This is a genomic window from Flavobacterium panacagri, from assembly GCF_030378165.1.
Lineage (GTDB): Bacteria > Bacteroidota > Bacteroidia > Flavobacteriales > Flavobacteriaceae > Flavobacterium > Flavobacterium panacagri.
This window is the reverse complement of sequence record NZ_CP119766.1, coordinates 2,809,308-2,830,126: the sequence shown is the minus strand read 5'-3', so window position 1 is coordinate 2,830,126 and position 20,819 is coordinate 2,809,308. Positions and strand designations below refer to the sequence as shown.

The following is a 20,819-nucleotide window of genomic DNA, read 5'->3' as shown; positions in this document are numbered from 1 at the left end:
ATATTTAAAAATTAACTATTATGAAAACAAATAATATCGAAGGCCTAACAATGTTCGAAATAAACGTTTTAATTCAGCAAGGAGCAAAGTTTATTATTTTTCCGTTTATAATTTCTAAAATGGTGAAACGAATTAAGGAATCCAATATTTATTTTATCCGTCCAAACGAGAGTACTTTCAAATATGCTTTAAAACATTTTTTTATCAATCTATCTGCGGGCTGGCGCATATTTCCGTATGGCCCAATTTATGTATTAAAATCGCTTTATTATCTAATTAAAGGCGGTAAAGATTATACCGATACTATTTTAAAAGATTTAAATACAAACAAACCCGTTTACAATCCACGATCCAGATTATCTTACAACTAAAGCACTATAGTTTTGAAATGCATAGCTTTGATTCGGAGACTCTGAAAAGCTTAATTTTAAACACAGATTGCACAAATTTTCACGAATTAATTTGTGGAAATTTGTGCAATTTGTGGCTAAAAACCTTTATACAGACTGAAAGCGAATTATACTATAAAGCACATCGTTTTTAAATTATTTTTAAGACCAACAAAAAAACTTCTTCAAAACAGAATTCAGAATTTATAAAAATGATACTATTTAGGAAATATTGTCCTAAAATCAAACTTATACTATCCCACTGACCTGCTTATCTTTGAGACTGGAAATATTTTGTTAATTCTAACACAAAATGTTGCAGTCTAACATATAAAATTGTGGCTTTATTTTTGAATAAGTACTATTTTTGAAACTTAAATAAAACCCCAATAATGAAAAAGATTTTACTATTAGCCGTTACATTTTCTCTAACGTCTTGCGCACAGGTTCAACAGACTTTAAATCAACTGCCTCAAATAGCATCTCAGCTTCCAACAACAGGAACTGTGGATATTGCTTCAGGATTGAAAGAAGCTTTAAACAAAGGTATTACAGAACAAGTTAGCAAATTAACTGCTGTTGACGGGTTTTATAAAAATGAAGCCGTAAAAATATTAATGCCGGAAGAATTACAAAAAGTAGATGCTACTTTAAGAAAAGTAGGTTTAAGTTCACTTGCCGATGAAGGAATCAAAATGCTGAACCGCGCAGCTGAAGATGCGGTTAAAGAAGCTACACCAATCTTTGTTACGGCTGTTAAAAATATGAGTTTTACAGATGCTAAAAATATCCTTTTAGGAAACGACAGCGCTGCAACAAGCTACTTACAAAACAGCACAACAACGGCTTTATACGGAAAGTTTAATCCTGTAATTAAAAGTTCTTTCGAAAAAGTTGGAGCCGATGCGGTTTGGAAAAATATTATAACAAAATACAACACGATTCCATTAGTAAAAAAAGTAAATCCAGATTTGACTGATTATACAACCAATCAAGCCTTATCTGGTGTTTTTAAAATGATTGCTGTTGAAGAAAAAGAAATAAGAAATAACATTTCTGCCAGAACAACGCCTTTATTGCAAAAGGTTTTTGCTCTGCAAGACGGGAAATAAAACTTTTTAACCGCAAAGCTCGCAAAGATTTACGCTATGGTCGCAAAGAAAATACTAGCGTGCTTTGCGTAAACCTCCGCGAACTTTGCGGTTAAACTTAAACCAAAAAAAAACCTTGAAATGCAAAAAATAACCATTTTAATTCACTGTAAAGACCAAAAAAACATTATTGCATCTGTCACTACTTTTATTGCTCAGGTAGGCGGAAACATTACCTATATCGACCAGCATGTTGACGTAGAACAAAACGTATTTTTTATGCGATTGGAATGTGAATTTGCTAATTCTGAAATTACAATTGAAGGTTTTAAAGAAGATTTTGACCAAACTCTAGCTTCTAAATTCGATATGTCTTGGGATTTATACAGTCAGGAACAAAAACCTAAAATGGCTTTGTTTGTTTCTAAATACGACCACTGCCTTTTTGATATTTTAGGACGTTACAGCGCTGGCGAATTGAATATTGAAATTCCAGTTATTATAAGCAATCATGATGACTTACGATCTATTGCAGAGAAATTTGAAATTCCGTATCACTTGGTTCCTTTCACCAAAGACAATAAAGAAGAAGGCGAAGCAAAACAAATTGAGTTATTAAAAAGATACAATATCGATTTTATTGTTTTAGCACGCTATATGCAGATCATTACACCAAAATTGATTTCGCTTTACGAAAATAGAATTATCAATATCCACCATTCTTTCTTGCCTGCTTTTCCAGGAGCTAAACCGTATCATTCGGCTTTTAAACGCGGTGTAAAAATCATTGGTGCCACAAGTCATTATGTAACCGAAGAATTAGACGAAGGGCCAATTATCGAACAAGATATTGCAAGAGTTTCACATATTCACTCTGTAGAAGATTTTATCATGAAAGGACGTGATTTGGAACGTATTGTTTTAGCAAGGGCAATAAAATTGCATGCCGAGAGAAAGACAATGGTTTATAGTAATAAGACAGTGGTTTTTTCTTAAGTCGCTAAGACTCTAAGATGCTGAGATACTAAGTTTTTTTCTTTAGCTCAAAGACTTCGACTTCGCTCAGTCTGACAACTATAATCTAAAAATAAGAAACCCGACAGGTTTAAAACCTGTCGGGTTTACTATTGAATAACTCTAAGCTTAGCAGCTTAGTATCTCAGCGTCTTAGTATCTTAGCCTCTCAGAACCTTATCTAACAACAATTGCCAATCTAGGATCATCAAAGGCATCTACTTCCGCCATAGTCATTCCTAAAGCGTTTGCTACGCCTTCTCCGTACGCAGGATCGGCTTTAAAGCAGTTCCTGATATGACGAACCTGAATAAATTTCTGAGCACCGCCAACTTGGGCTGCCGTATTTTTAAACAACAATTGTTTTTTCTCAGAAGTTAATAAATTGAACAATAATCCTGGCTGTGTGAAATAATCCTGATCATCATCTCTAAAATTATGCGCCCAAGCATCGCCATGAAGTTTTAAAGGCGGTTCTTTAAATTCTGGCTGTTCCTCCATTTCGCCAAAACTGTTGGGTTCGTAGTGTTTTTTAGATCCGTTATTTCCGTCGACACGCATTGCGCCGTCTCTGTGGAAGGTATTATACGGGCATCTTGAAGCATTTACAGGAATCTGAAAATTATTTACTCCCAAGCGATATCGGTGTGCATCTCCGTAAGAGAATAAACGCGCCTGAAGCATTTTATCTGGCGAAAAACTAATTCCTGGCACAACATGCGCCGGATTAAACGCTGCCTGCTCTACTTCCGCAAAATAGTTCTCTGGATTTTTATTTAATTCAAATTCTCCCACAGGAATCAATGGAAAATCTTTTTTCAACCAAACTTTCGTTAAATCAAAAGGATGAAAACGATAATTTTCTGCTTGTTCTTCTGTCATAATTTGTACAAACATTTTCCATTTCGGAAAGTTTCCTTCTTCAATCGCATCAAATAAATCTCTTTGATGGCTTTCACGGTCTCCTCCAACTAGTTTTGCTGCTTCTTCATCAGAAAGATTATCAATTCCTTGTTGTGTTACAAAATGAAATTTTACATAATGTCTCTCATTTTGTCTGTTTATAAAACTAAAAGTATGGCTTCCAAATCCATGCATTTGTCTGTATGATCTTGGAATTCCTCTATCACTCATTACAATGGTCACTTGATGTAAAGCTTCTGGTAATAATGTCCAAAAGTCCCAATTGTTATCAGCACTTCTTAAATTGGTCTTTGGATCACGTTTTACAGCATGGTTCAGATCTGGAAATTTCATTGGATCGCGAAAAAAGAATACAGGAGTATTATTTCCTACCAAATCCCAGTTTCCTTCGTTGGTATAAAACTTCAAAGCAAAACCTCTGATATCTCTTTCTGCATCTGCAGCACCTCTTTCGCCCGCTACTGTTGAAAATCTAGCAAACATTTCAGTCTTTTTTCCTATTTCAGAAAAGAGATCGGCTCTGGTATATTTTGTAATATCGTGAGTAACAGTAAAAGTTCCGTACGCGCCAGATCCTTTGGCATGCATTCTTCTTTCTGGAATTACTTCACGGTCAAAATGCGCCATCTTTTCTAAAAACCAAAAATCTTGTAATAAAACGGGGCCGCGAGGGCCGGCAGTCTGAATGTTTTGATTGTCCGGAACGGGAGTTCCAGTGGCAGTTGTTAATTTTTTGTTCGATTCCATAATGCTGATTTTTAATGTTTTACCAAATATACAAACTTATCTTTAGCATATTCATAAACAAAATTGATTGGCATTATATTTTAATAGCTAAAAATTATTTAACGCTGCAAAAAGCTTAAAAGCAAGTATTTAAAAATCTTAACGTATGTCCAACAAAGTAATAACAAAACCTTAACAGCATTAAATCGATTTATATCTGACCTTTGTAATGTAATAAACTGGTTATTTATTATTTTGGTTTTGGTTAGTTAAATGATGCCGGCGTCTTCGAGATGCCGGCATTCTTTTTTATATCTGTTTTGTTTCAGGTTTCAAGTTTCATTTGTTTCAGGTTACCTTACTTTGAACATAATTTAACCGCAAAGAGCGCAAAGTTTTTTATTTAAAGGCTTTACAAAAAGCGCAAAGTTCGCAAATCTTTGAGATAAAATTTTGCGAACTTTGCTTGAAGTCTTAGTGCTCCTTGCGGTTAACCATGCGTTCCAACAACCTGAAACTTGAAACTTGAAACTTGAAACAAAAAAATAAGACATTAACTTATATTCAACAAAGTAATAACAAGATCTTAACAGCTTTACATTGATTTATGTCGGATCTTTGTAATGTAATAAACTGGTTATTTATTATTTTGGTTTTGGTTAGTTAAATAATGCCGGCGTCTTCGAGATGCCGGCATTTTTTTTGAACTAATTTTTTCCTTTTGTTTCAGGTTTCAGGCTATTTTACTTTGAACATAATTAAACCGCAAAGCGTACAAAGTTTTTTCTATTTATGAGTGTTTATACAAACGCAAAGTTTGCAAAGTTTGAAGATAGAAATTTTACGAACTTAGAATGAAATCTGAGTGCTCTTTGCACTTAAATCATGTCCAAGATTAAAACATTAAAAAACAATTCATTTAGCAATTTCTCACAAACAAAAGACTACATACAAAACTTACATAAAATTATTTTTTTTAACAAAATTTTTTGCATCCTTTTTAGTTTTTCCCGCTCTTACTTAAACAATGTACTGAGTAATTACTAATAACCTATTAATTTAAAAACGATGAAAAAAATTATTTCTACTTTCTCTTTGGGTTTGTTATTTTCTTGCGCAAATGAAGCTGAAGCTACAAAAACTTCTGCCGATGCTGAAATCATTAGACTCATGAAAACACCCGATAAAAATACTTTAACACACTCTCAAAGAAAAAGAATTGTTAACTATTTAGATAAACATCCTGAAGATTCCAAGTATTTAAATACCTATGATCCTTCAACTTTTCCTAAACCTATTATAATGACTCCTGGCTTGAAAGAAAGAATGAAAACGGGCAAATATATACTAGAAGATTATTTGCAAATCCAGGTAGTTCCGGAGGGCGCTCCTGATTATGGAGCAAGTGTTGAAATAATAAAGCTTGACAGTATAAACTAATTTTCTTTCAAGTTTCCTTGTTAATTTAACCGCAAAGCACGCAAAGTTTTTTTATTTGTAAGTGCTTATACAAACGCAAAGTTCACAAAGCTTTGAGATAAAACTTTGCGAACTTTGCGTTAAATCTTAGCGTTCTTTGCGGTTAAATCAACGTATTCTATAGCTAACCTGAAACTAATTTTTCAATCTTTCGTGTAGTAATTTAAAATAAGAAAAAGCCTTTAATAATCGGCTTCCGTGCCAAGAAAACATTTCTCCGTCAACAAAGATGGTTTTGGCGTGGTGTGTAAATCTTCCTATTTCAAAAGCGTCCTCTTCTTTAAAAGGATAAGGTTCTGATGAAAGGAAAACAATATCCAGATCACCTTCTAAACGCACTTTCTTTAATTCGATTTCGGGATAACGGCCTTTGTCTTCGTAGATATTTTTAAAATGATTCAGTTTTAATAATTCATTGATATAAGTGTCCTTTCCAGCAACCATATACGGATCTTTCCAGATAAAATAAGCCGCTTTTTTTTCCTTGATATCTTTTACATAATTTTTGAAATCGCTTAAAGCAAAAGTTAATTTATTATTCCACTTTTGCGCTTCGGTTCTGCAATTAAATAATTGCCCGAAATCTGAAATCATTTGAAAATTGTCTTCAATTGAAACAATATTGGTCACCCAAACCGGACAGATTTCTTTTAACTGATTTACGATTTCTTCGGTGTTTTCTTCTTTATTGCAAATGATAATATCGGGTTCTAGAAGTTTAATTTTTTCAAAATGAATTTTCTTCGTCCCACCGACAATCTTCTTAGTAGATTTAAAATGAAATGGATGAACACAGAATTTCGTGATTCCGATGATTTTATCTTCTAAACCTAAATCATACAATAATTCCGTTTGAGATGGAACTAGCGAAATAATCCTTTTGGGAGTAGTTTCGAAAGAATGCAAAGTGCCTAATTGGTCTTGAAATTGTTTCATTGATTTAGATTGTAATTTTTTTAACCGCAAAGTTCGCAAAGATTTACGCTAAGAACACAAAGTTATTTTCTTTGCGAGCCTTGCAAAAAACCTTAGCGAACTTTGCGGTTAATCTTTATAAAGTTATTATGCTCTAGAATTAATAATCTCTTCCATTTCTTTCTGCACTTTCAAAGCTTCTTCTCTAGCCTTTTCAGCAAAGTCAGTTCCGTTTGAAGCGTAGATGATCGCTCTGGCAGAATTCACTAATAGCCCCACTTTATCATTCATCCCATATTTACACACTTCGGATAAACTGCCACCTTGAGCACCAATTCCTGGAACTAATAAAAAACTATCTGGAACAATTTTTCTGATTTCGGTAAAATATTCTGCTTTAGTTGCGCCTACGACATACATAAGGTTTTCGCTGTTTTTCCAAGTTTTTGACGTTTCCAAAACTTGTTTATATAATTCCTTTCCGTTGGTATTTAAAGTCTGAAAATCGAAAGCGCCTTCGTTTGAAGTCAGAGCCAGCATGATGGTATGTTTATTTTCGAAAGCCAAGAAAGGCTCAACAGAATCTTTCCCCATATAAGGAGCAACTGTAACACTATCAAAATTCAAATCTTCAAAAAATGCTTTAGCATACATGCTTGAAGTATTGCCAATATCACCACGTTTTGCGTCTGCAATTGTAAAAATATCAGGATAATTTTCGTTGATATAATTGATTGTTTTCTGCAAAGACATCCATCCTTTTATTCCGTATGCTTCAAAAAATGCTGTGTTCGGTTTGTATCCAACAGTCAAATCATGAGTAGCATCGATTATCGCTTTATTAAATTCAAAAATTGGATCTTCTGTGTCTAATAAATGCTGCGGCATCTTTGAAAGATCTGGATCTAAGCCTACGCATAAAAATGATTTTTTTTGAAGAATTTGTTCGTGTAGTTGTTGTGTTGTCATATTGTCTTTTTGCTTGTGCGGCAAAATTACAAATTATAATTGTTTATGGTTTATTGTTGGTTGTTTATTGTTGGTTGTTTTAGGTTTTAAGCAAACCCGACAGGTTTTGATAATAAATAATTTATTCTCCAAATAATATCATCAACATTGAATTTCTGTAACTTCTATTAAAAATTGTGTAAAAGAAAATTGAATCTGAAAGGTATCTTTGAGAATAACCTTTAATACAGACAATTATGAGCCCAAATATTGGAATTACACCAAAAAACCTAAAAAAGAGCGCAACAATATTAGCCACGATTTTATCTAACGAAATGACTTTGTATGTAAAAACCAGAAAATTTCACTGGAACATTTCGGGAAATAGTTTTATGGAATTACATAAACTGTTCGAAGAACAATATAGAATTCTTGAGGCTCAAATCGATGAAGTAGCTGAAAGAATTAATCAATTGGGCGAAAAAACAATTGGCACAATGAAAGAGTTTATCGAAAATTCTACTCTTAAAGAATCTCCAAAAGAATACGCGTCACAAAAACATATGTTATCTGAGCTTTTAGAAAACCATGAACAACTGGTAACCGAGTTTAGAGCTTATATCCCTGTTTTTGAAAATGAAACAAACGATGCGGGATCTGCCGATTTTGTTACGGGGCTACTTCAAGAACACGAAAAAATGGCTTGGATTCTAAGAAGATATCAGATTTAATATGGCAATGGCAATATCAATTTGATGTTGCTACAAATTGTCAATTTTTAGTGCTTAATTTTTAATCAAAATGAAAATTATGCAACAGTCTAAAAAAGTAATGTAACAAAAAACCGATTGATAATTTGCAATTTTACATTATTAATAACGACAAACAAAAAACACCATGAATACTACTGAAATAAAAGGAAACTGGAACGAGTTAAAAGGAAAATTGAAGCAAAAATATGCTGAATTAACAGATGATGATTTGATGTTTGCTGAAGGTAAAGAAGACGAAATGTACGGAAGACTTCAGCAGAAATTGGGGAAAACTAAAGAAGAATTCCACAAAATCCTGTCAGATTTGTAAATCCTTACAACTCAACCGGGAAAATACCGTCTAGTAAAAATATTAGGCGGTATTTTTTTGATAATTTTATTTTAAAATGCATTTAACTTGTAATTCTAAGCTTTTTTTAAGCAAAAACACCAAATAAATTAAGTATCTTTAACCAAATTTCTATAAAATGAAACTATTTATAAAGTTCGACATAAATACTATTTGCTCTCTTTATTTAAAACAAAATCTGGAAGAAAATAATGTAAATTTTACAACTCTTGGTTTTGGAGAAATTGAGATTGAGGACAATATGGATGCCGAAGCACTTGAGCGTTTAAAAAGCAATTTAGCCCCTCATGGTTTTGAAGTAGTTGAAAATCAAAAAAGTGTGCTTGTTCAGAAAATCAAAGATGCGATTATCGAACTTGTTTTTATGGACGATAGTAATAATTATAAAAGTTCTGTATTTTTGGCTGAAAAGCTGAACCACAGTTATGGATATTTATCTAATGTTTTCTCTGAAGTAACTTATTCTTCTATTGAAAACTTTATTATTTTACAGAAAATTGAAAGAGCAAAACAATTGATTATTATCAATGAAATGAGTCTGACTGAAATTGCTTTTTTACTGAATTATTCGAGTGTTGCCCATTTGAGTACACAGTTTAAAAACACAACCGGAATTACTCCGTCTGCTTTTCAGAGAATTATTAAGAAGAGAAGAGAAAATTTAAAATAAAAACCCAAATACCACGATCAAATGCAAAAAAACGCATTACACATTTTATTAGCCGATGATGATGAAGATGACCGTCTTTTCTTTAAAGATGCTTTTGAAGAAATCAAAATACAGACAAATGTAAATTTTGTTCACGACGGAATGCAGCTGATGGATCATTTAATGAACACAGATAATAAACTTCCCGATATTTTGTTTCTAGATTTGAACATGCCTAAAAAAACAGGTAAAGAATGTTTAATTGAAATCAAGAAAACAGAGCATTTAAAAGATATAATCATTGCAATCTACTCTACTTCTTCGTCTGAAGAAGATATTGAAGACACCTTTATTCAGGGCGCCAATATTTACATCAAAAAGCCAAGCGATTTCAACACGCTTAAAAAAATAATTAATGAGGTCGTGACCGTAAACTGGCATTATCACACTTCCGGACTTAACCGTGATAATTTCTTGCTGCGACTAAAATAAGCATACATAAATGAAGTGGATACCAAATTTTAATTCTTCAAACTCTTTGAGAGTTATTTTTGTAATCGCAGTTTTCATTCTGTTATTTCTTTCTTCAATTGCTTACAAGCATAACCAGGACTTGAATGAATCGAGTAAAGTGGTTATGCATACTTATGAAATAAACATCCAGCTCGAACGACTAATGTCGGCGATTAAAGATGCAGAAACGGGCCAGCGAGGTTATATCATAACTCGCAACGCCCGTTTTCTTACGCCTTATATTTATTCGAGAGATAAAGTAAATACTTCTTTTATTACTTTAAAAAAACTAACTGCTGACAATCCGCAGCAACAGGAAAATCTTCAAAAATTATTCAAACTTATCACTCAGCGTTTTGTGTCTTTTGAAAACTGTTTAAAATACAGCGATCCTAAAACTTACGACAAAAGAAAACTAGACAATCATATGTTTGGCGGTCGAATTTTGATGGAAAACATTCGCTTTAAAGTGGATGAAATGAATGATATCGAAAAGACTTTTCTAAAAACAAGACTCAAGATATACGATTCAGAAATCTCTTTAAGTCCGCTTTTTTCGATTTCGTTATTCTTGGTTGCATTATGTTTTATTTTGTTAGCTTATAGACAAATCAGCCGTGATTTTGAACGTTTAAAAGTGTTTAATAAAAGACTTTTAATTTCCAGCGGTTTAATTGCCGAATCGGAAAGTATTGGAAATTTCAGCACTTGGCAATGGGACTTGGATGCCGATAAAATTGATTATTCAGACAATCAATACCGTCTGTTAGGACATGAACCAAATTCTTTTGTTCCCAATAAAGCGACTCTTTTAAAATTTGTTCATCCTGACGATAAAGAAACATTTGCAAAATATATGGACGGAATTGTAGAGAAAAAACAACTTACGTTTGTTTATTATAAGATTGTCCGTCCTAATTATGAAGTCCGTTACTTTAAAACAACTGCAAAAATCGTAACCGACCAGCAAGGAAGTAAAATTTTGCTTGGAATTAATTTTGATATTACAGACGAACATTTATTAAATATTGAACTTCAAGAACGTAATAAAGAACTAGAAAAAAGCAATAAAGAACTGGCATCTTTCAATCATGTTGCAAGTCACGATTTACAAGAACCGCTTAGAAAAATCCAAACTTTTATTTCAAGGGTTTCTGATGCTGATAAAGCGGTAATGTCTGACACTGCAAAAAATTACATTACTAAAATCGAAAGCTCAGCCAAAAGAATGCGTGTTTTGATTGATGATCTCCTTTTATTTTCAAGAACAAATACCACTAAAAAAGAGTTCATCAAAATCAACCTGAACGAACTTTTGGATAACGCAGAATCTGAATTGGCAGAAATTATTGAAGAAAAAAGAGCGGTGATCAAAACCAATAAACTTCCTAAGCTTTCAGTAATCCCTTATCAGATCGAGCAGCTGTTTATTAATTTAATTGGAAATTCATTAAAATACAGTCAGCCAGAAATAGAACCTGAAATATCAATTATAAGCGAAAAAGTAAATTCATCAGATTATCCAGAAATATTGGAACAATCGGTAAAGAAATTTCATAAAATCACTTTCACAGATAACGGAATGGGATTTGACCCTCAGTTTAAAGAAACTATTTTTATTCTTTTTCAAAGACTGCATTCTAAAACAGATTATCCTGGAACAGGAATAGGACTGGCGATTTGTAAAAAAATTGTCGAAAATCACAAAGGTCATATCATTGCCGACAGTACGCTTGGAAAAGGTTCTCAATTCACCGTTTTTCTTCCAGATTAAAAACTAAAAATACGCATCACATAAATTAGAAAAGAGTTTACATAATTGTAAGAAAAAAAAATCTCTTCTTTTTACTAAAACATGAAAAGAAATCATAGAAAAAGCTATGGTTTCTTTTTTTTTCGCCCAAACCAAAACGAATTAAACCACTGAATTATAAAGGATAAACGATAAAAATAATTCGGCTATGGGAATTATATAACGTTTCGTTTTTATGCTGTAAAGCAAAATCTTTCATTCGTTAGCATCTTTGTAATGTAATACTTGAGGAAATAACAATGAAAGCAATTATCCCCTTAAAAGCTTCAATATTTAAAGTCTTTTTCTTAATCGTATTAGTACTATGTATGACGTCATGCAGAAAAATTAATCCGATCGAAAATTCTTTTAAAAACCAAGCTTTTGTGATAACAGAAAAAGAAGAGACAGAAACCTATTTCTTTATTTCGACGGCAAATGCGAGTAAGTCAATTATTTCTAAAAGTCAAATTGCACAACAAAAAAGTTCAGACGCCATCGTCCAAGAATTAGGAAAAAGAATCGAGATCCAAGAAAATCAAGTTTTGGACGAAGTATCAAAAATGGCCGCCATGAAGCTCATTGTCATTACTGAAATAAACGCCACACACAAAAGAGATCTGTACAATCTCATTGATGCAAAAGGCAGCGATTTTAACGATGTCTATTTAAACGCCATGAAAGAAGCTTTAAGCGACCAAATTGAATTATTTGAGACCATTTCTAGAGAAACAAACGATAAACAGATTCTGGAACTAGTCTTGAGATTTTTGCCTGAACAATACAAGCTTTTAAGGGAAACCGAAAGAATACGAAAACAAAATGTATAAACGCCTATTATCTATTAACTAAATTTTTAACTATGAAATTACAAGCCAATTTTTTATGCGCCTTCACACTTTTTTTAGCAGCAACATTTGGAACGCTGCACGCTCAGGACACTAATGTAAATACCGAGTTCGGTGTAAAAGGAGGATTCAATATGTCGAATCTATACAATAGCGGAGACGATGTAGATGACAACAACGTTTTATACGGTTTTAACGCCGGACTATATGCTACACTTCCTATTTCAGATATTGTAGCCATTCAGCCAGAACTTTTGTTTACTACAAAAGGTGCAAAATTAGAATATAGCGGCGCCGGGTTTAATGGAGATGCTAAATTCAAATTAAATTACATCGAGCTACCTCTTTTAGTAAGAGTAAATGTTACTAAAAACTTTAATATTCATGCTGGTGGATATGCTTCTTATCTGGTAAGTTCTAAAGTTACAGGAAACGGCGATGTTGAGTTTGAACAAGAAATTGACAGAGACGATCTAGCAAAATTTGACGCAGGTATTGCTGCAGGTGTTGGAGTAGATTTTGATCCAATAAGCATTGGAGTTCGTTACAACTATGGTTTAACAACCGTTGGAAAAGAAAGATCTACTGCATTAGGAACTTACACATTTCCAGATGCCAAAAACAGCAACCTAACATTATACCTTTCGTATAAGCTGAATTAAAAAAAGAGAATTAATTATTAACCATTAAAATAAGAAACCATGTCTAATTTATTATATACAATCGCGGTGATTTTGGTTATACTTTGGGCTTTAGGGTTCTTTGTATACAGTTTCGGAAGCATTATTCATATCCTTTTAGTAATTGCCATTATTGCAGTACTTCTTAGACTTATTAAAGGTCGAGAAATTTAAAACTTTAAATCAACAAATTATCAATATTAATCCTATTTAAAATTAATTATTATGAAAACTAGCACAACAATTTTAGGAATTTTAGGAGCCGCAGCGGCGGGAGCAGCAATAGGTGTTTTATTTGCACCAGACAAAGGATCAAACACAAGAAAAAAAATCAAAGATAAATCGAAAGATTACGGAGATAATATTAAAACAAAATTTGATGGTATTGTTAGTACAATTAAATCAAACGGGAAAGAAATTATCGAAGATGGAAAATCTAAACTAGCTCAAGTTAAAGATGATTTTAACACGCTAAAAGACGATGCTAAAGCAGTAAAATCAAACTACTAAAAGCTAAATCAATTAGAATTTTTCAAACCGTAAAACCCTACACTATGGAACCAAATGCAACAACAAACGAGGATCTTAATCTTTATGAAAAAGCTGAAAACTATGCTAAAACAAGTTTAGAATTACTAAAACTAAAAACAGTGTGTTCAGTTGCTGATGGTGTTTCATCATTAGCATCGAAGATAGCAATCGGGATTGTTGTTGCATTTTTTACCTTGTTTTTAAATGTAGGGATCAGTTTATGGATTGGTAAAGAACTTGGAGAGTATTACTATGGTTTTTTTATTATGGCATTATTTTATTTAATAGTTGCTATTATTGTGGTCAAATCACACCATAAAATCATAAAAACACCTATCGGGAATACTATTATTTCAAGTATTCTGAAGGAAACGAAATAGAGATTTAATTTATTAATACAAAAAACTAACCTATGGAGGCTATTATCAATATTGATCAATTAAATCAAAAAATCCAAGAATTAGAAGTTCGTCAAGACAAAGAGTGGTGCGCTATAAAAGATCATATCGATGATTTGAAAGAGAATTTAAAACCAATCAATTTAATTCGAAATACTGTCGAAGAAATAAACGAAACAGTAGGTTTTAAAAGTCATATAGCACAATCTGCCATTAGTATTGGAATTGGTTACCTGGCTAAACGATTTATCGTCGGAAAAGGCGATTCTATGTTCAAGGGAGTTTTAGGCTCAATTGTACAGCTTATTGTTACCAATCTGGTTTCTAAACCACAGAACGAAACTTCCAATGAAACTTCTGAAGAAGAAGATTCATCACAATATTAAACATCGCAAGAGTAATTTGTCAAACTAAATTTATGTATTATGGAAAAGTTAAGCGAAATAGTATTAAAAAATGGTGTATACGTTTACTCGAACCTATATAAATGTTTTGAATACACAAGAGTATTTTTAGGTGTCTAACTTTCATTATACGCTTTTGGGGGAAGCGGTTAATGAAGACAAGAACTTCACTATATTTTAAAGTTGCTAAGGTTCTAAGATGCTAAGATTCTGAGTTTTTTTTATTTCGCTAAATCGAAATTTAGTTGAACCATAAATCATAGCTAAAAACAATCTAGACTTTAAATAAAACGGTCTGTTTCACAAGTGAAACAGACCGTTTTCCTATTAAAAAAGTTCGCAGAACTAAAAAACACTCAGAACCTCAGAACCTCAGTATCTCAGCATCTTAGCATCTTAGCATCTTAGTATCTTAGTATCTTAGTATCTTAGTATCTTAGTATCTCAGCATCTTAGTTGTAATTCTGATAAATCGGTAATTTCAAACCAACAAACACATTTGCGCCTTTTGAATTGTTGGAGAATAGGTTGGAAACCAAAGTTCCAGAACCAATAAAGATTGGACCAGCTCTAAAACCAGTTCCGATCTGTGTACCGCTGTATTCCATATACGTTACTGGCAGATAAAAACTAAACTGTCTTGTTTCGTATCTTGGCGTAAACGTAACCGAATTAGCAATTGTAGTTCCGTTGACTTTATTCGCATCGACTAAACTGAAATCACCGCTTAAATTCAGGTAAAACCTATTGTCGATATTCCAGTCAAAACTGGTATGTAACGCTGTTGGCAGATTTGCCTTAACGGCTTTTCTTGAAGATGTTTTAGTGTAATTAGAATCGATAAATTCAAAAATATCTTCAGCATCGTCAATATCCTGCTGTGTTACTCTTCCGTTTAAATTATAGGTATTCTCTGTTATGTTTTTATAATTCACACTTCCGATATCTGTTACCGAAGCCGCTGCTTTAAATTTATAACGGTTTCCAATGCAAGTATGGCAATTCGTGCGATATTCATAAGTAAATCCTAAATCTACACCCACTCCAGCCGAAGACGGATCAAACTTCATTTTATCTCCGTTTTCATAATCATAACTTGCAGCAGTTCTTAGAGTTCCTGTCGAATAATACTCACTCAACGCTGGATTGGCATTATTTTTATTGAAAGCAATACTGATATCATTTCCGTTAATGTACCCATTTGCTCCTGCCATTAGGTATTTCAGCGTAATTCCGCCTTTTACAAAATGATCGTCGCGGTCCAATAAAACCGTTCCATAAGAAGCGCCAATCTCTGCCCAAGAATTTGTAACTCCATTTGGACTGCCACCGGTAATTAAAAAGCTGTTTGAAGCATCAATATCTTTATTGACCTCATCGATTAATTCTCCGTTTACATTGACCATATTGGTAATGCTTCGAACGCGCGAAAAAAGCGCAACACTATGTACAGGCGTAATGTTTAGCGTAAACGAAGGCCCTAAAATATCCAGGTTTAGGTTTCCTCTGTTATTGCTTTTGAAGTTTTTGCTCGCATCTACATTCAGATCGTAATCGCCGTCTAAAGCGTCTAAAACATTTATTCCGTATAAATCGTTTTGTCCTGTTCCGCTCATAGAAAAAATCGTAACATCAGATCGATACTTAGAATCTACTACAGCAGAAGGGTTAAATAATACGCCTTGAATTCCGGCATAATTGTCGTCCCGAAAACCAAAATAAGATTGCGATCGCGCATAAAAAAAGCTTCCAAAGAAGCAAAATAATAGTAAAGTTTTCTTCATAATTAGATTTTAAGGTTGGTTGGTTTGACAAATATGAAACAAAAAATGTTAAAAAAAAACTCCTCGAATCTGGCGATTCGTGAAGTTTTTTTTTTAGGCACTGAGATGCTAAGACACTAAGAGACTAAGTTTTACTAAAAGTTCTTATAAATCTTACTGCTTAAATACTTGCTGTAGTATTGCCCTTAATTTAAATTTAGAAAAAACCATTATGAATGATTTTTTCTACTTGAAAACTTTACATTAAATTTTTGAAAAAATAACTTTTTGAAGAGAGGTTCAAAGTTACAGAGTTACAAAGAGACAAAGGTTTTACCTTGTTTGTCCTACTGACGAATGAAAGATCACATACGAAAAGCTACAAAGATTGCATTTTTTCTTTTACGTAATATTTCATAAATACATACACTAAATCCTCTACTTTGCTTTCCAGTGGCTGAAACCACTGGCTATGTTTCCAATCAATGCTTTTCATTTATAAAAATATATTGTTGTTTGTCATCTTGACGAAGGAAAGATCACACGAGAAGCTCTACAAAGATTGGCAGTTTTTATTTCCAGCTGGTTTCGCAAATTCAGCAGATTTCCAAAATATACTCGAATCATATACGTTGCGTTCCAGTGGTTGAAACCACTGGCTATGTTTTTTTTTTAATTCTAAGGCGTTGAGTTTTTCCCATAAAAAAAGCCGAACAAAAGTTCGGCTTAAATATATGTTCAAAGAGAAAAAACTTAGTATCTTAGCATCTCAGAACCTAAGAAGTTTACATTAGTAAACTTCCGAAGCTTCTTTCAATTTCTCCATATTGTTCACCAATTGAAGCTCGGCAACAATTTTCTGAATATCACCATTCATGATGTTTCCTAGATCGTAAAGCGTTAAACCAACACGGTGATCCGTTACACGGCCTTGCGCATAGTTGTACGTACGAATCTTAGCCGAACGGTCTCCAGAACTTACCTGAGAACTACGTTTAGTAGCATCTTCTTCTTGTTTTTTCGCCAATTCCATTTCGTACAAACGAGAACGTAATACGATTAAGGCTTTATCTTTATTTTTATGCTGCGATTTCTGATCCTGACATTGCGCCACCAATCCAGTTGGAATATGCGTTAAACGTACCGCCGATTTCGTAGTATTTACCGACTGTCCTCCAGGTCCAGACGAACAGAAGAAATCTACACGAACATCGTTCATATCGATCTGTACATCAAACTCTTCTGCTTCTGGTAAAACCATTACCGTTGCCGCCGATGTATGCACACGGCCTTGCGTTTCTGTCTGAGGAACACGCTGTACACGGTGTACACCTGCTTCAAACTTCAAAGTTCCGTAAACATCCTCTCCCGAAACCTCAAAAATAACCTCTTTGAAACCTCCCGAAGTACCTTCGTTCATATCTACCACAGATGTTCTCCATCCTTGGCCTTCACAGTATTTAGTATACATTCTGAATAAATCTCCTGCAAAAATACTCGCTTCGTCCCCACCCGTTCCGGCGCGAATCTCCACCATAACATTTTTAGCATCTTCAGGATCTTTAGGAATCAACATAAATTTGATTTCCTCCTCTAGTTGCGGCAAGCGTTCTTTTGCTTCATCCAGCTGCATTTTGGCCATTTCAACCATATCTGCGTCGCTACCGTCTGCAATAATTTCGTTTGCTTCGTCAATATTGGCTAAAACAAGAATGTATTCTTCTCTCTTTTCAACCAGTGCTTTTATGCTTTTATATTCCTGGTTAAGCTGTACATAACGTTTCTGATCTGCAATAACATCCGGCTGAATAATCAAATCCGAAATCTCATCAAATCGCTGCTTTACATATTGAAGTCTATCTAACATTTTCTAATTCCTTTTATTGGACTGCAAAATTACAAAATTTTTATTGATTTTTCTAGTGGTTATTTTCTTAACGACTTTGAAATATTTTCTTCTTCAAATCAGGTATTTTTACGTGGTGGCGAACTTAAAATAAATGCGAGTTTTGTTTTTATCTCGATTAAAAGAAAAAAGAATGGAAATTAAAAAGAGGAAAACACAAAATTCAAATAGTGTCTCACAACCAAAAACATCAAATGGAGGAAGAGGCAGAAATCCAAGAACACCAAAGAACTTTAGAATTACAACAGGTGGAAACTCCAATCAACGTAATAGAAATTGGATAATAAAACGAATTCTGGGCAAAGCAATTGGAGTAATTGGAATCAAAGATGAAAACAATAATTCAAAAAATAATAACCCAACAAAAATAACAAATGATATCCCTTGCGAAATTTATTTGGATACTGATAATTATGAACTAGCGGAAGTTTTCTACAAAAACTTTGTAAATGTCTTAAAAACGGTAGATTTAGAATTAACTAAAGAAAATCCTGCAATAAAGGGGTCATGGATAAAAAAATTTTGGGTTGGTACTAAAGATTTTAGTAAATCAGAAATCGTAACAAGATTAGAAAAAGTAGAAAGAGGTATTGAATTACAGTATATTGATAAAGTTCAATCGGAAGTTGATTTAAACACAGCAAATGCAATTGCAATTTTATTAGCACAAACAAAAGACATTCCTCAGTTTTCAAGTCTAGTTGGTAGTTTGTTATTTGCAAAAGCAACTATTGATGGAGAACCTAGGGTTTTTGCCCAAACATTAACACAAGATCAATTAGCAATATTAAAAGAAAATCCAACCTTACTTCATAATCCTTTTAATTTGATTGTAAAAATGGAAGACGTAAAAACAAACGTTTTAGCACAAAACAGTGTAAAAAAATTAGAAGGAGAATAGTTTCAATACTGTACTCTAGACAATATAAAAATTAACAAAAAAAAACAATTTTAAATTTAAATTACACATTATGCAAAAATTAATTACAGTAACCAGTCACACTAATAAAGGTGGTAACGATTTTCACGAGGAACAATATCCAAGCGTAAATGAGCTTTTAGAAGATGGTTATAAAGTCGTGAATGTTTATCCAATTACAACGGCAGCAACAGGAAGTTATATGTTCGCTCTTGCAATTGTATTAGAAAAGAACTAAACCATATCGCACAGATATATCTACAAGTTTCGATAGCGCGGATTGTGCCATCCTTACTCGCAAAGATTGCTTTATACTTTGTTTTAGTGATTTGTATACTGTGAAATTGTTGTTGACATGGATTGTAAATCTGCACTATCGAAGTTCACATATATTCTTCTTAAAGACAAATACTATTAAGTCTCAAAAATATAAAAATGGAAACTAAATTTAAGGGGATTATACCTAGGGAATTAATTGAAGCAATAAAAAAAAACAAATGCGTTTTATTTGTTGGTTCAGGTTTATCCGCTCAAGTAGAAAGAAGTAATGGTAAAAACTTACCTAATTGGGGTAATTTTTTAGAAGAATTACTTGCCTTTGGGATAGATAAAAACATTTCATTTTGGAATGATCCTTCCCACATAAAGGAAATGATAAACAAAGGAAATTATTTAATGGCAGCTCAAGAACTTCAAGAATGTATTGGAAAGGGAGAGTTTAGTGATTTTCTGTCACAGATTTTTAGAGATGCCAATGTAAAACCTCAAAACGTTCATAACTTAATATGTGAAATTCCATTTAGAGCATTAATTACAAGTAATTATGACGCATTGCTTGAAGGGGCATATGCAATTACTAATGCTGGTCGAATACCACAAAAATTCACTCAAGAAGATTTAAAAACGATTTCAACTCCTCTAAGAAAGGATAACTTCTTTATATTTAAAATACATGGTGATATAGATAGATCTGAAACGATAATTCTAGGTAGTCGCAGTTATACTAATTTACTATTTAGGACACCTGAATATTTAAGTTTTTTAGAAACACTATTTACAACCCATAGTGTTCTATTTATAGGTTTCGGAGGTTCAGATCCAGATTTAGATTATATTTTAGATCGACTTTCAACAATATTTTCAAGGACACTAGATAAACATTTTATTCTTTTACCTTTTGATAAATTTAATCTAACGGAAAAAAGAAGATTATTACTTGACAGAAGATTAGAAGTCATTGATTATGACAAATCAAACAATCATGGTGAAATCGAGATTTTTTTAAACGATCTAAAAATTATTACCACTAATTGTGAAACTAATAACGAACAAATTATTCCTAAAACATCAAAAAATATTTTAATAATTTGTTCTAGTGGCGAAGAAAGATTGCAAAAGCAAGTTTCTGAAAGAATCCAAAGTAATGGTCATAAGTATAGTGGCTGGCTATTTGCTGAATCTTTTGAAGAAAGATTAATATACAAACACTTTAAAAAAATTCAAATTGGGCTTGTTTTAATTACTAAAAACTCTATACAATCAAATACTTTTCATCGAGAATTAGAATACGTAATTTTACAAGAAACCGAAGAAAAAATTAAACTTGTAATTGTTGTTATAGGTGATGTAGAAGTTCCAAGAGTCCTAATGAATAAGTCATTTATAAAAATCAGTAGAATGGACGATAATGGCTGGGAAAAAATCCTCTATCATATCAACCAAATATAATGCTCCAACCCGATAGCGCGCATTTGCAATCCGTGCCCGCAACAGTTTAACATAATACAGATCATTAAAACAAAAGCTAC

General features: G+C 32.9%; 23 protein-coding genes. 18 read left to right on the top strand and 5 right to left on the bottom strand.

Annotated elements, in window-relative coordinates; translation table 11 throughout:
- Window positions 1–20: 20 nt before the first annotated feature.
- The 3 genes from P2W65_RS12620 to purU all read left to right on the top strand — a co-directional run bounded on the left by P2W65_RS12620 (window position 21) and on the right by purU (window position 2,476).
- Entirely contained in the window at window positions 21–371 is a 351-nt protein-coding gene (locus P2W65_RS12620) for a hypothetical protein (RefSeq protein WP_289665994.1), read from the top strand.
- 410 nt (window positions 372–781) lie between these two features.
- A complete protein-coding gene (locus tag P2W65_RS12615; RefSeq protein ID WP_289665992.1) occupies window positions 782–1,501 on the top strand; it encodes a DUF4197 domain-containing protein in 720 nt (239 codons plus the stop codon).
- Between the two features lie 120 nt (window positions 1,502–1,621).
- Entirely contained in the window at window positions 1,622–2,476 is an 855-nt protein-coding gene (purU, locus tag P2W65_RS12610; RefSeq protein ID WP_289665991.1) for a formyltetrahydrofolate deformylase, read from the top strand.
- A gap of 195 nt (window positions 2,477–2,671) precedes the next feature.
- Here purU and P2W65_RS12605 read toward each other — a convergent pair whose 3' ends face one another.
- A complete protein-coding gene (locus P2W65_RS12605) occupies window positions 2,672–4,165 on the bottom strand; it encodes a catalase (RefSeq protein WP_289665990.1) in 1,494 nt (497 codons plus the stop codon).
- 1,047 nt (window positions 4,166–5,212) lie between these two features.
- Between P2W65_RS12605 and P2W65_RS12600 the strand changes: the two genes are divergently transcribed.
- The gene (locus P2W65_RS12600; RefSeq protein ID WP_289665989.1) at window positions 5,213–5,584 is read left to right on the top strand and encodes a hypothetical protein; all 372 of its coding nucleotides are present in this window, start codon (window positions 5,213–5,215) and stop codon (window positions 5,582–5,584) included.
- 174 nt (window positions 5,585–5,758) lie between these two features.
- Here P2W65_RS12600 and P2W65_RS12595 read toward each other — a convergent pair whose 3' ends face one another.
- A complete protein-coding gene (locus tag P2W65_RS12595; RefSeq protein ID WP_289665987.1) occupies window positions 5,759–6,559 on the bottom strand; it encodes an ABC transporter substrate-binding protein in 801 nt (266 codons plus the stop codon).
- A 126-nt stretch (window positions 6,560–6,685) separates the two neighbouring features.
- On the bottom strand, window positions 6,686–7,507 hold the full coding sequence (gene pyrF, locus P2W65_RS12590; protein ID WP_289665985.1) for an orotidine-5'-phosphate decarboxylase: 822 nt from the start codon (window positions 7,505–7,507) through the stop codon (window positions 6,686–6,688).
- A gap of 236 nt (window positions 7,508–7,743) precedes the next feature.
- Here pyrF and P2W65_RS12585 point away from each other — a divergent pair, with 236 nt between their 5' ends.
- From P2W65_RS12585 to P2W65_RS12535, 11 genes are all read left to right on the top strand, one after another.
- The gene (locus P2W65_RS12585; protein ID WP_289665983.1) at window positions 7,744–8,217 is read left to right on the top strand and encodes a Dps family protein; all 474 of its coding nucleotides are present in this window, start codon (window positions 7,744–7,746) and stop codon (window positions 8,215–8,217) included.
- Window positions 8,218–8,383: 166 nt separating this feature from the next.
- Window positions 8,384–8,569, top strand: a complete 186-nt coding sequence (locus P2W65_RS12580; RefSeq protein ID WP_091491509.1) for a CsbD family protein — start codon at window positions 8,384–8,386, stop codon at window positions 8,567–8,569.
- Window positions 8,570–8,726: 157 nt separating this feature from the next.
- Window positions 8,727–9,278 carry a helix-turn-helix domain-containing protein gene (locus P2W65_RS12575; RefSeq protein ID WP_289665981.1) on the top strand — a complete coding sequence of 184 codons (552 nt, stop codon included), beginning with the start codon at window positions 8,727–8,729 and terminating at the stop codon, window positions 9,276–9,278.
- Window positions 9,279–9,299: 21 nt separating this feature from the next.
- Window positions 9,300–9,749: a response regulator gene (locus P2W65_RS12570; protein ID WP_091491512.1), complete on the top strand. Its 450-nt coding sequence runs from the start codon at window positions 9,300–9,302 to the stop codon at window positions 9,747–9,749.
- A gap of 10 nt (window positions 9,750–9,759) precedes the next feature.
- Window positions 9,760–11,544: a sensor histidine kinase gene (locus P2W65_RS12565; RefSeq protein WP_289665978.1), complete on the top strand. Its 1,785-nt coding sequence runs from the start codon at window positions 9,760–9,762 to the stop codon at window positions 11,542–11,544.
- Between the two features lie 278 nt (window positions 11,545–11,822).
- Window positions 11,823–12,392 carry a DUF4142 domain-containing protein gene (locus tag P2W65_RS12560; protein ID WP_289665976.1) on the top strand — a complete coding sequence of 190 codons (570 nt, stop codon included), beginning with the start codon at window positions 11,823–11,825 and terminating at the stop codon, window positions 12,390–12,392.
- Window positions 12,393–12,424: 32 nt separating this feature from the next.
- A complete protein-coding gene (locus P2W65_RS12555) occupies window positions 12,425–13,072 on the top strand; it encodes a porin family protein (RefSeq protein ID WP_289665974.1) in 648 nt (215 codons plus the stop codon).
- Between the two features lie 39 nt (window positions 13,073–13,111).
- A complete protein-coding gene (locus tag P2W65_RS12550) occupies window positions 13,112–13,264 on the top strand; it encodes a lmo0937 family membrane protein (RefSeq protein WP_109192514.1) in 153 nt (50 codons plus the stop codon).
- Between the two features lie 51 nt (window positions 13,265–13,315).
- Window positions 13,316–13,600, top strand: a complete 285-nt coding sequence (locus P2W65_RS12545) for a YtxH domain-containing protein (RefSeq protein ID WP_091491518.1) — start codon at window positions 13,316–13,318, stop codon at window positions 13,598–13,600.
- 44 nt (window positions 13,601–13,644) lie between these two features.
- Entirely contained in the window at window positions 13,645–14,001 is a 357-nt protein-coding gene (locus P2W65_RS12540; protein ID WP_109192512.1) for a hypothetical protein, read from the top strand.
- 32 nt (window positions 14,002–14,033) lie between these two features.
- Window positions 14,034–14,405, top strand: a complete 372-nt coding sequence (locus tag P2W65_RS12535) for a hypothetical protein (RefSeq protein ID WP_289665969.1) — start codon at window positions 14,034–14,036, stop codon at window positions 14,403–14,405.
- Window positions 14,406–14,875: 470 nt separating this feature from the next.
- Here the strand turns inward: P2W65_RS12535 and P2W65_RS12530 are convergent, their stop codons facing one another.
- Window positions 14,876–16,207, bottom strand: coding sequence for a DUF5723 family protein (locus tag P2W65_RS12530; protein ID WP_289665967.1), 1,332 nt, complete (start codon window positions 16,205–16,207; stop codon window positions 14,876–14,878).
- A 769-nt stretch (window positions 16,208–16,976) separates the two neighbouring features.
- Window positions 16,977–18,053 (bottom strand): peptide chain release factor 1, encoded by a 1,077-nt coding sequence (gene prfA, locus P2W65_RS12525; protein WP_289665965.1) that lies wholly within the window; start codon window positions 18,051–18,053, stop codon window positions 16,977–16,979.
- 172 nt (window positions 18,054–18,225) lie between these two features.
- On the opposite strand from prfA, the gene P2W65_RS12520 reads away from it, so the two are divergent.
- The 3 genes from P2W65_RS12520 to P2W65_RS12510 all read left to right on the top strand — a co-directional run bounded on the left by P2W65_RS12520 (window position 18,226) and on the right by P2W65_RS12510 (window position 20,739).
- Entirely contained in the window at window positions 18,226–18,993 is a 768-nt protein-coding gene (locus tag P2W65_RS12520; protein WP_289665963.1) for a hypothetical protein, read from the top strand.
- Window positions 18,994–19,063: 70 nt separating this feature from the next.
- Window positions 19,064–19,249, top strand: coding sequence for a hypothetical protein (locus tag P2W65_RS12515; protein ID WP_289665962.1), 186 nt, complete (start codon window positions 19,064–19,066; stop codon window positions 19,247–19,249).
- 197 nt (window positions 19,250–19,446) lie between these two features.
- A complete protein-coding gene (locus P2W65_RS12510) occupies window positions 19,447–20,739 on the top strand; it encodes an SIR2 family NAD-dependent protein deacylase (protein WP_289665960.1) in 1,293 nt (430 codons plus the stop codon).
- Window positions 20,740–20,819 lie beyond the last annotated feature (80 nt).

Bases quoted from the DNA above. Each gene is read 5' to 3' on its own strand.
- P2W65_RS12620 (WP_289665994.1), top strand. From the start codon at position 21: ATGAAAACAAATAATATCGAAGGCCTAACAATGTTCGAAATAAACGTT.
- P2W65_RS12615 (WP_289665992.1), top strand. From the start codon at position 782: ATGAAAAAGATTTTACTATTAGCCGTTACATTTTCTCTAACGTCTTGC.
- purU (WP_289665991.1), top strand. From the start codon at position 1,622: ATGCAAAAAATAACCATTTTAATTCACTGTAAAGACCAAAAAAACATT.
- P2W65_RS12605 (WP_289665990.1), bottom strand. From the start codon at position 4,165: ATGGAATCGAACAAAAAATTAACAACTGCCACTGGAACTCCCGTTCCG.
- P2W65_RS12600 (WP_289665989.1), top strand. From the start codon at position 5,213: ATGAAAAAAATTATTTCTACTTTCTCTTTGGGTTTGTTATTTTCTTGC.
- P2W65_RS12595 (WP_289665987.1), bottom strand. From the start codon at position 6,559: ATGAAACAATTTCAAGACCAATTAGGCACTTTGCATTCTTTCGAAACT.
- pyrF (WP_289665985.1), bottom strand. From the start codon at position 7,507: ATGACAACACAACAACTACACGAACAAATTCTTCAAAAAAAATCATTT.
- P2W65_RS12585 (WP_289665983.1), top strand. From the start codon at position 7,744: ATGAGCCCAAATATTGGAATTACACCAAAAAACCTAAAAAAGAGCGCA.
- P2W65_RS12580 (WP_091491509.1), top strand. From the start codon at position 8,384: ATGAATACTACTGAAATAAAAGGAAACTGGAACGAGTTAAAAGGAAAA.
- P2W65_RS12575 (WP_289665981.1), top strand. From the start codon at position 8,727: ATGAAACTATTTATAAAGTTCGACATAAATACTATTTGCTCTCTTTAT.
- P2W65_RS12570 (WP_091491512.1), top strand. From the start codon at position 9,300: ATGCAAAAAAACGCATTACACATTTTATTAGCCGATGATGATGAAGAT.
- P2W65_RS12565 (WP_289665978.1), top strand. From the start codon at position 9,760: ATGAAGTGGATACCAAATTTTAATTCTTCAAACTCTTTGAGAGTTATT.
- P2W65_RS12560 (WP_289665976.1), top strand. From the start codon at position 11,823: ATGAAAGCAATTATCCCCTTAAAAGCTTCAATATTTAAAGTCTTTTTC.
- P2W65_RS12555 (WP_289665974.1), top strand. From the start codon at position 12,425: ATGAAATTACAAGCCAATTTTTTATGCGCCTTCACACTTTTTTTAGCA.
- P2W65_RS12550 (WP_109192514.1), top strand. From the start codon at position 13,112: ATGTCTAATTTATTATATACAATCGCGGTGATTTTGGTTATACTTTGG.
- P2W65_RS12545 (WP_091491518.1), top strand. From the start codon at position 13,316: ATGAAAACTAGCACAACAATTTTAGGAATTTTAGGAGCCGCAGCGGCG.
- P2W65_RS12540 (WP_109192512.1), top strand. From the start codon at position 13,645: ATGGAACCAAATGCAACAACAAACGAGGATCTTAATCTTTATGAAAAA.
- P2W65_RS12535 (WP_289665969.1), top strand. From the start codon at position 14,034: ATGGAGGCTATTATCAATATTGATCAATTAAATCAAAAAATCCAAGAA.
- P2W65_RS12530 (WP_289665967.1), bottom strand. From the start codon at position 16,207: ATGAAGAAAACTTTACTATTATTTTGCTTCTTTGGAAGCTTTTTTTAT.
- prfA (WP_289665965.1), bottom strand. From the start codon at position 18,053: ATGTTAGATAGACTTCAATATGTAAAGCAGCGATTTGATGAGATTTCG.
- P2W65_RS12520 (WP_289665963.1), top strand. From the start codon at position 18,226: ATGGAAATTAAAAAGAGGAAAACACAAAATTCAAATAGTGTCTCACAA.
- P2W65_RS12515 (WP_289665962.1), top strand. From the start codon at position 19,064: ATGCAAAAATTAATTACAGTAACCAGTCACACTAATAAAGGTGGTAAC.
- P2W65_RS12510 (WP_289665960.1), top strand. From the start codon at position 19,447: ATGGAAACTAAATTTAAGGGGATTATACCTAGGGAATTAATTGAAGCA.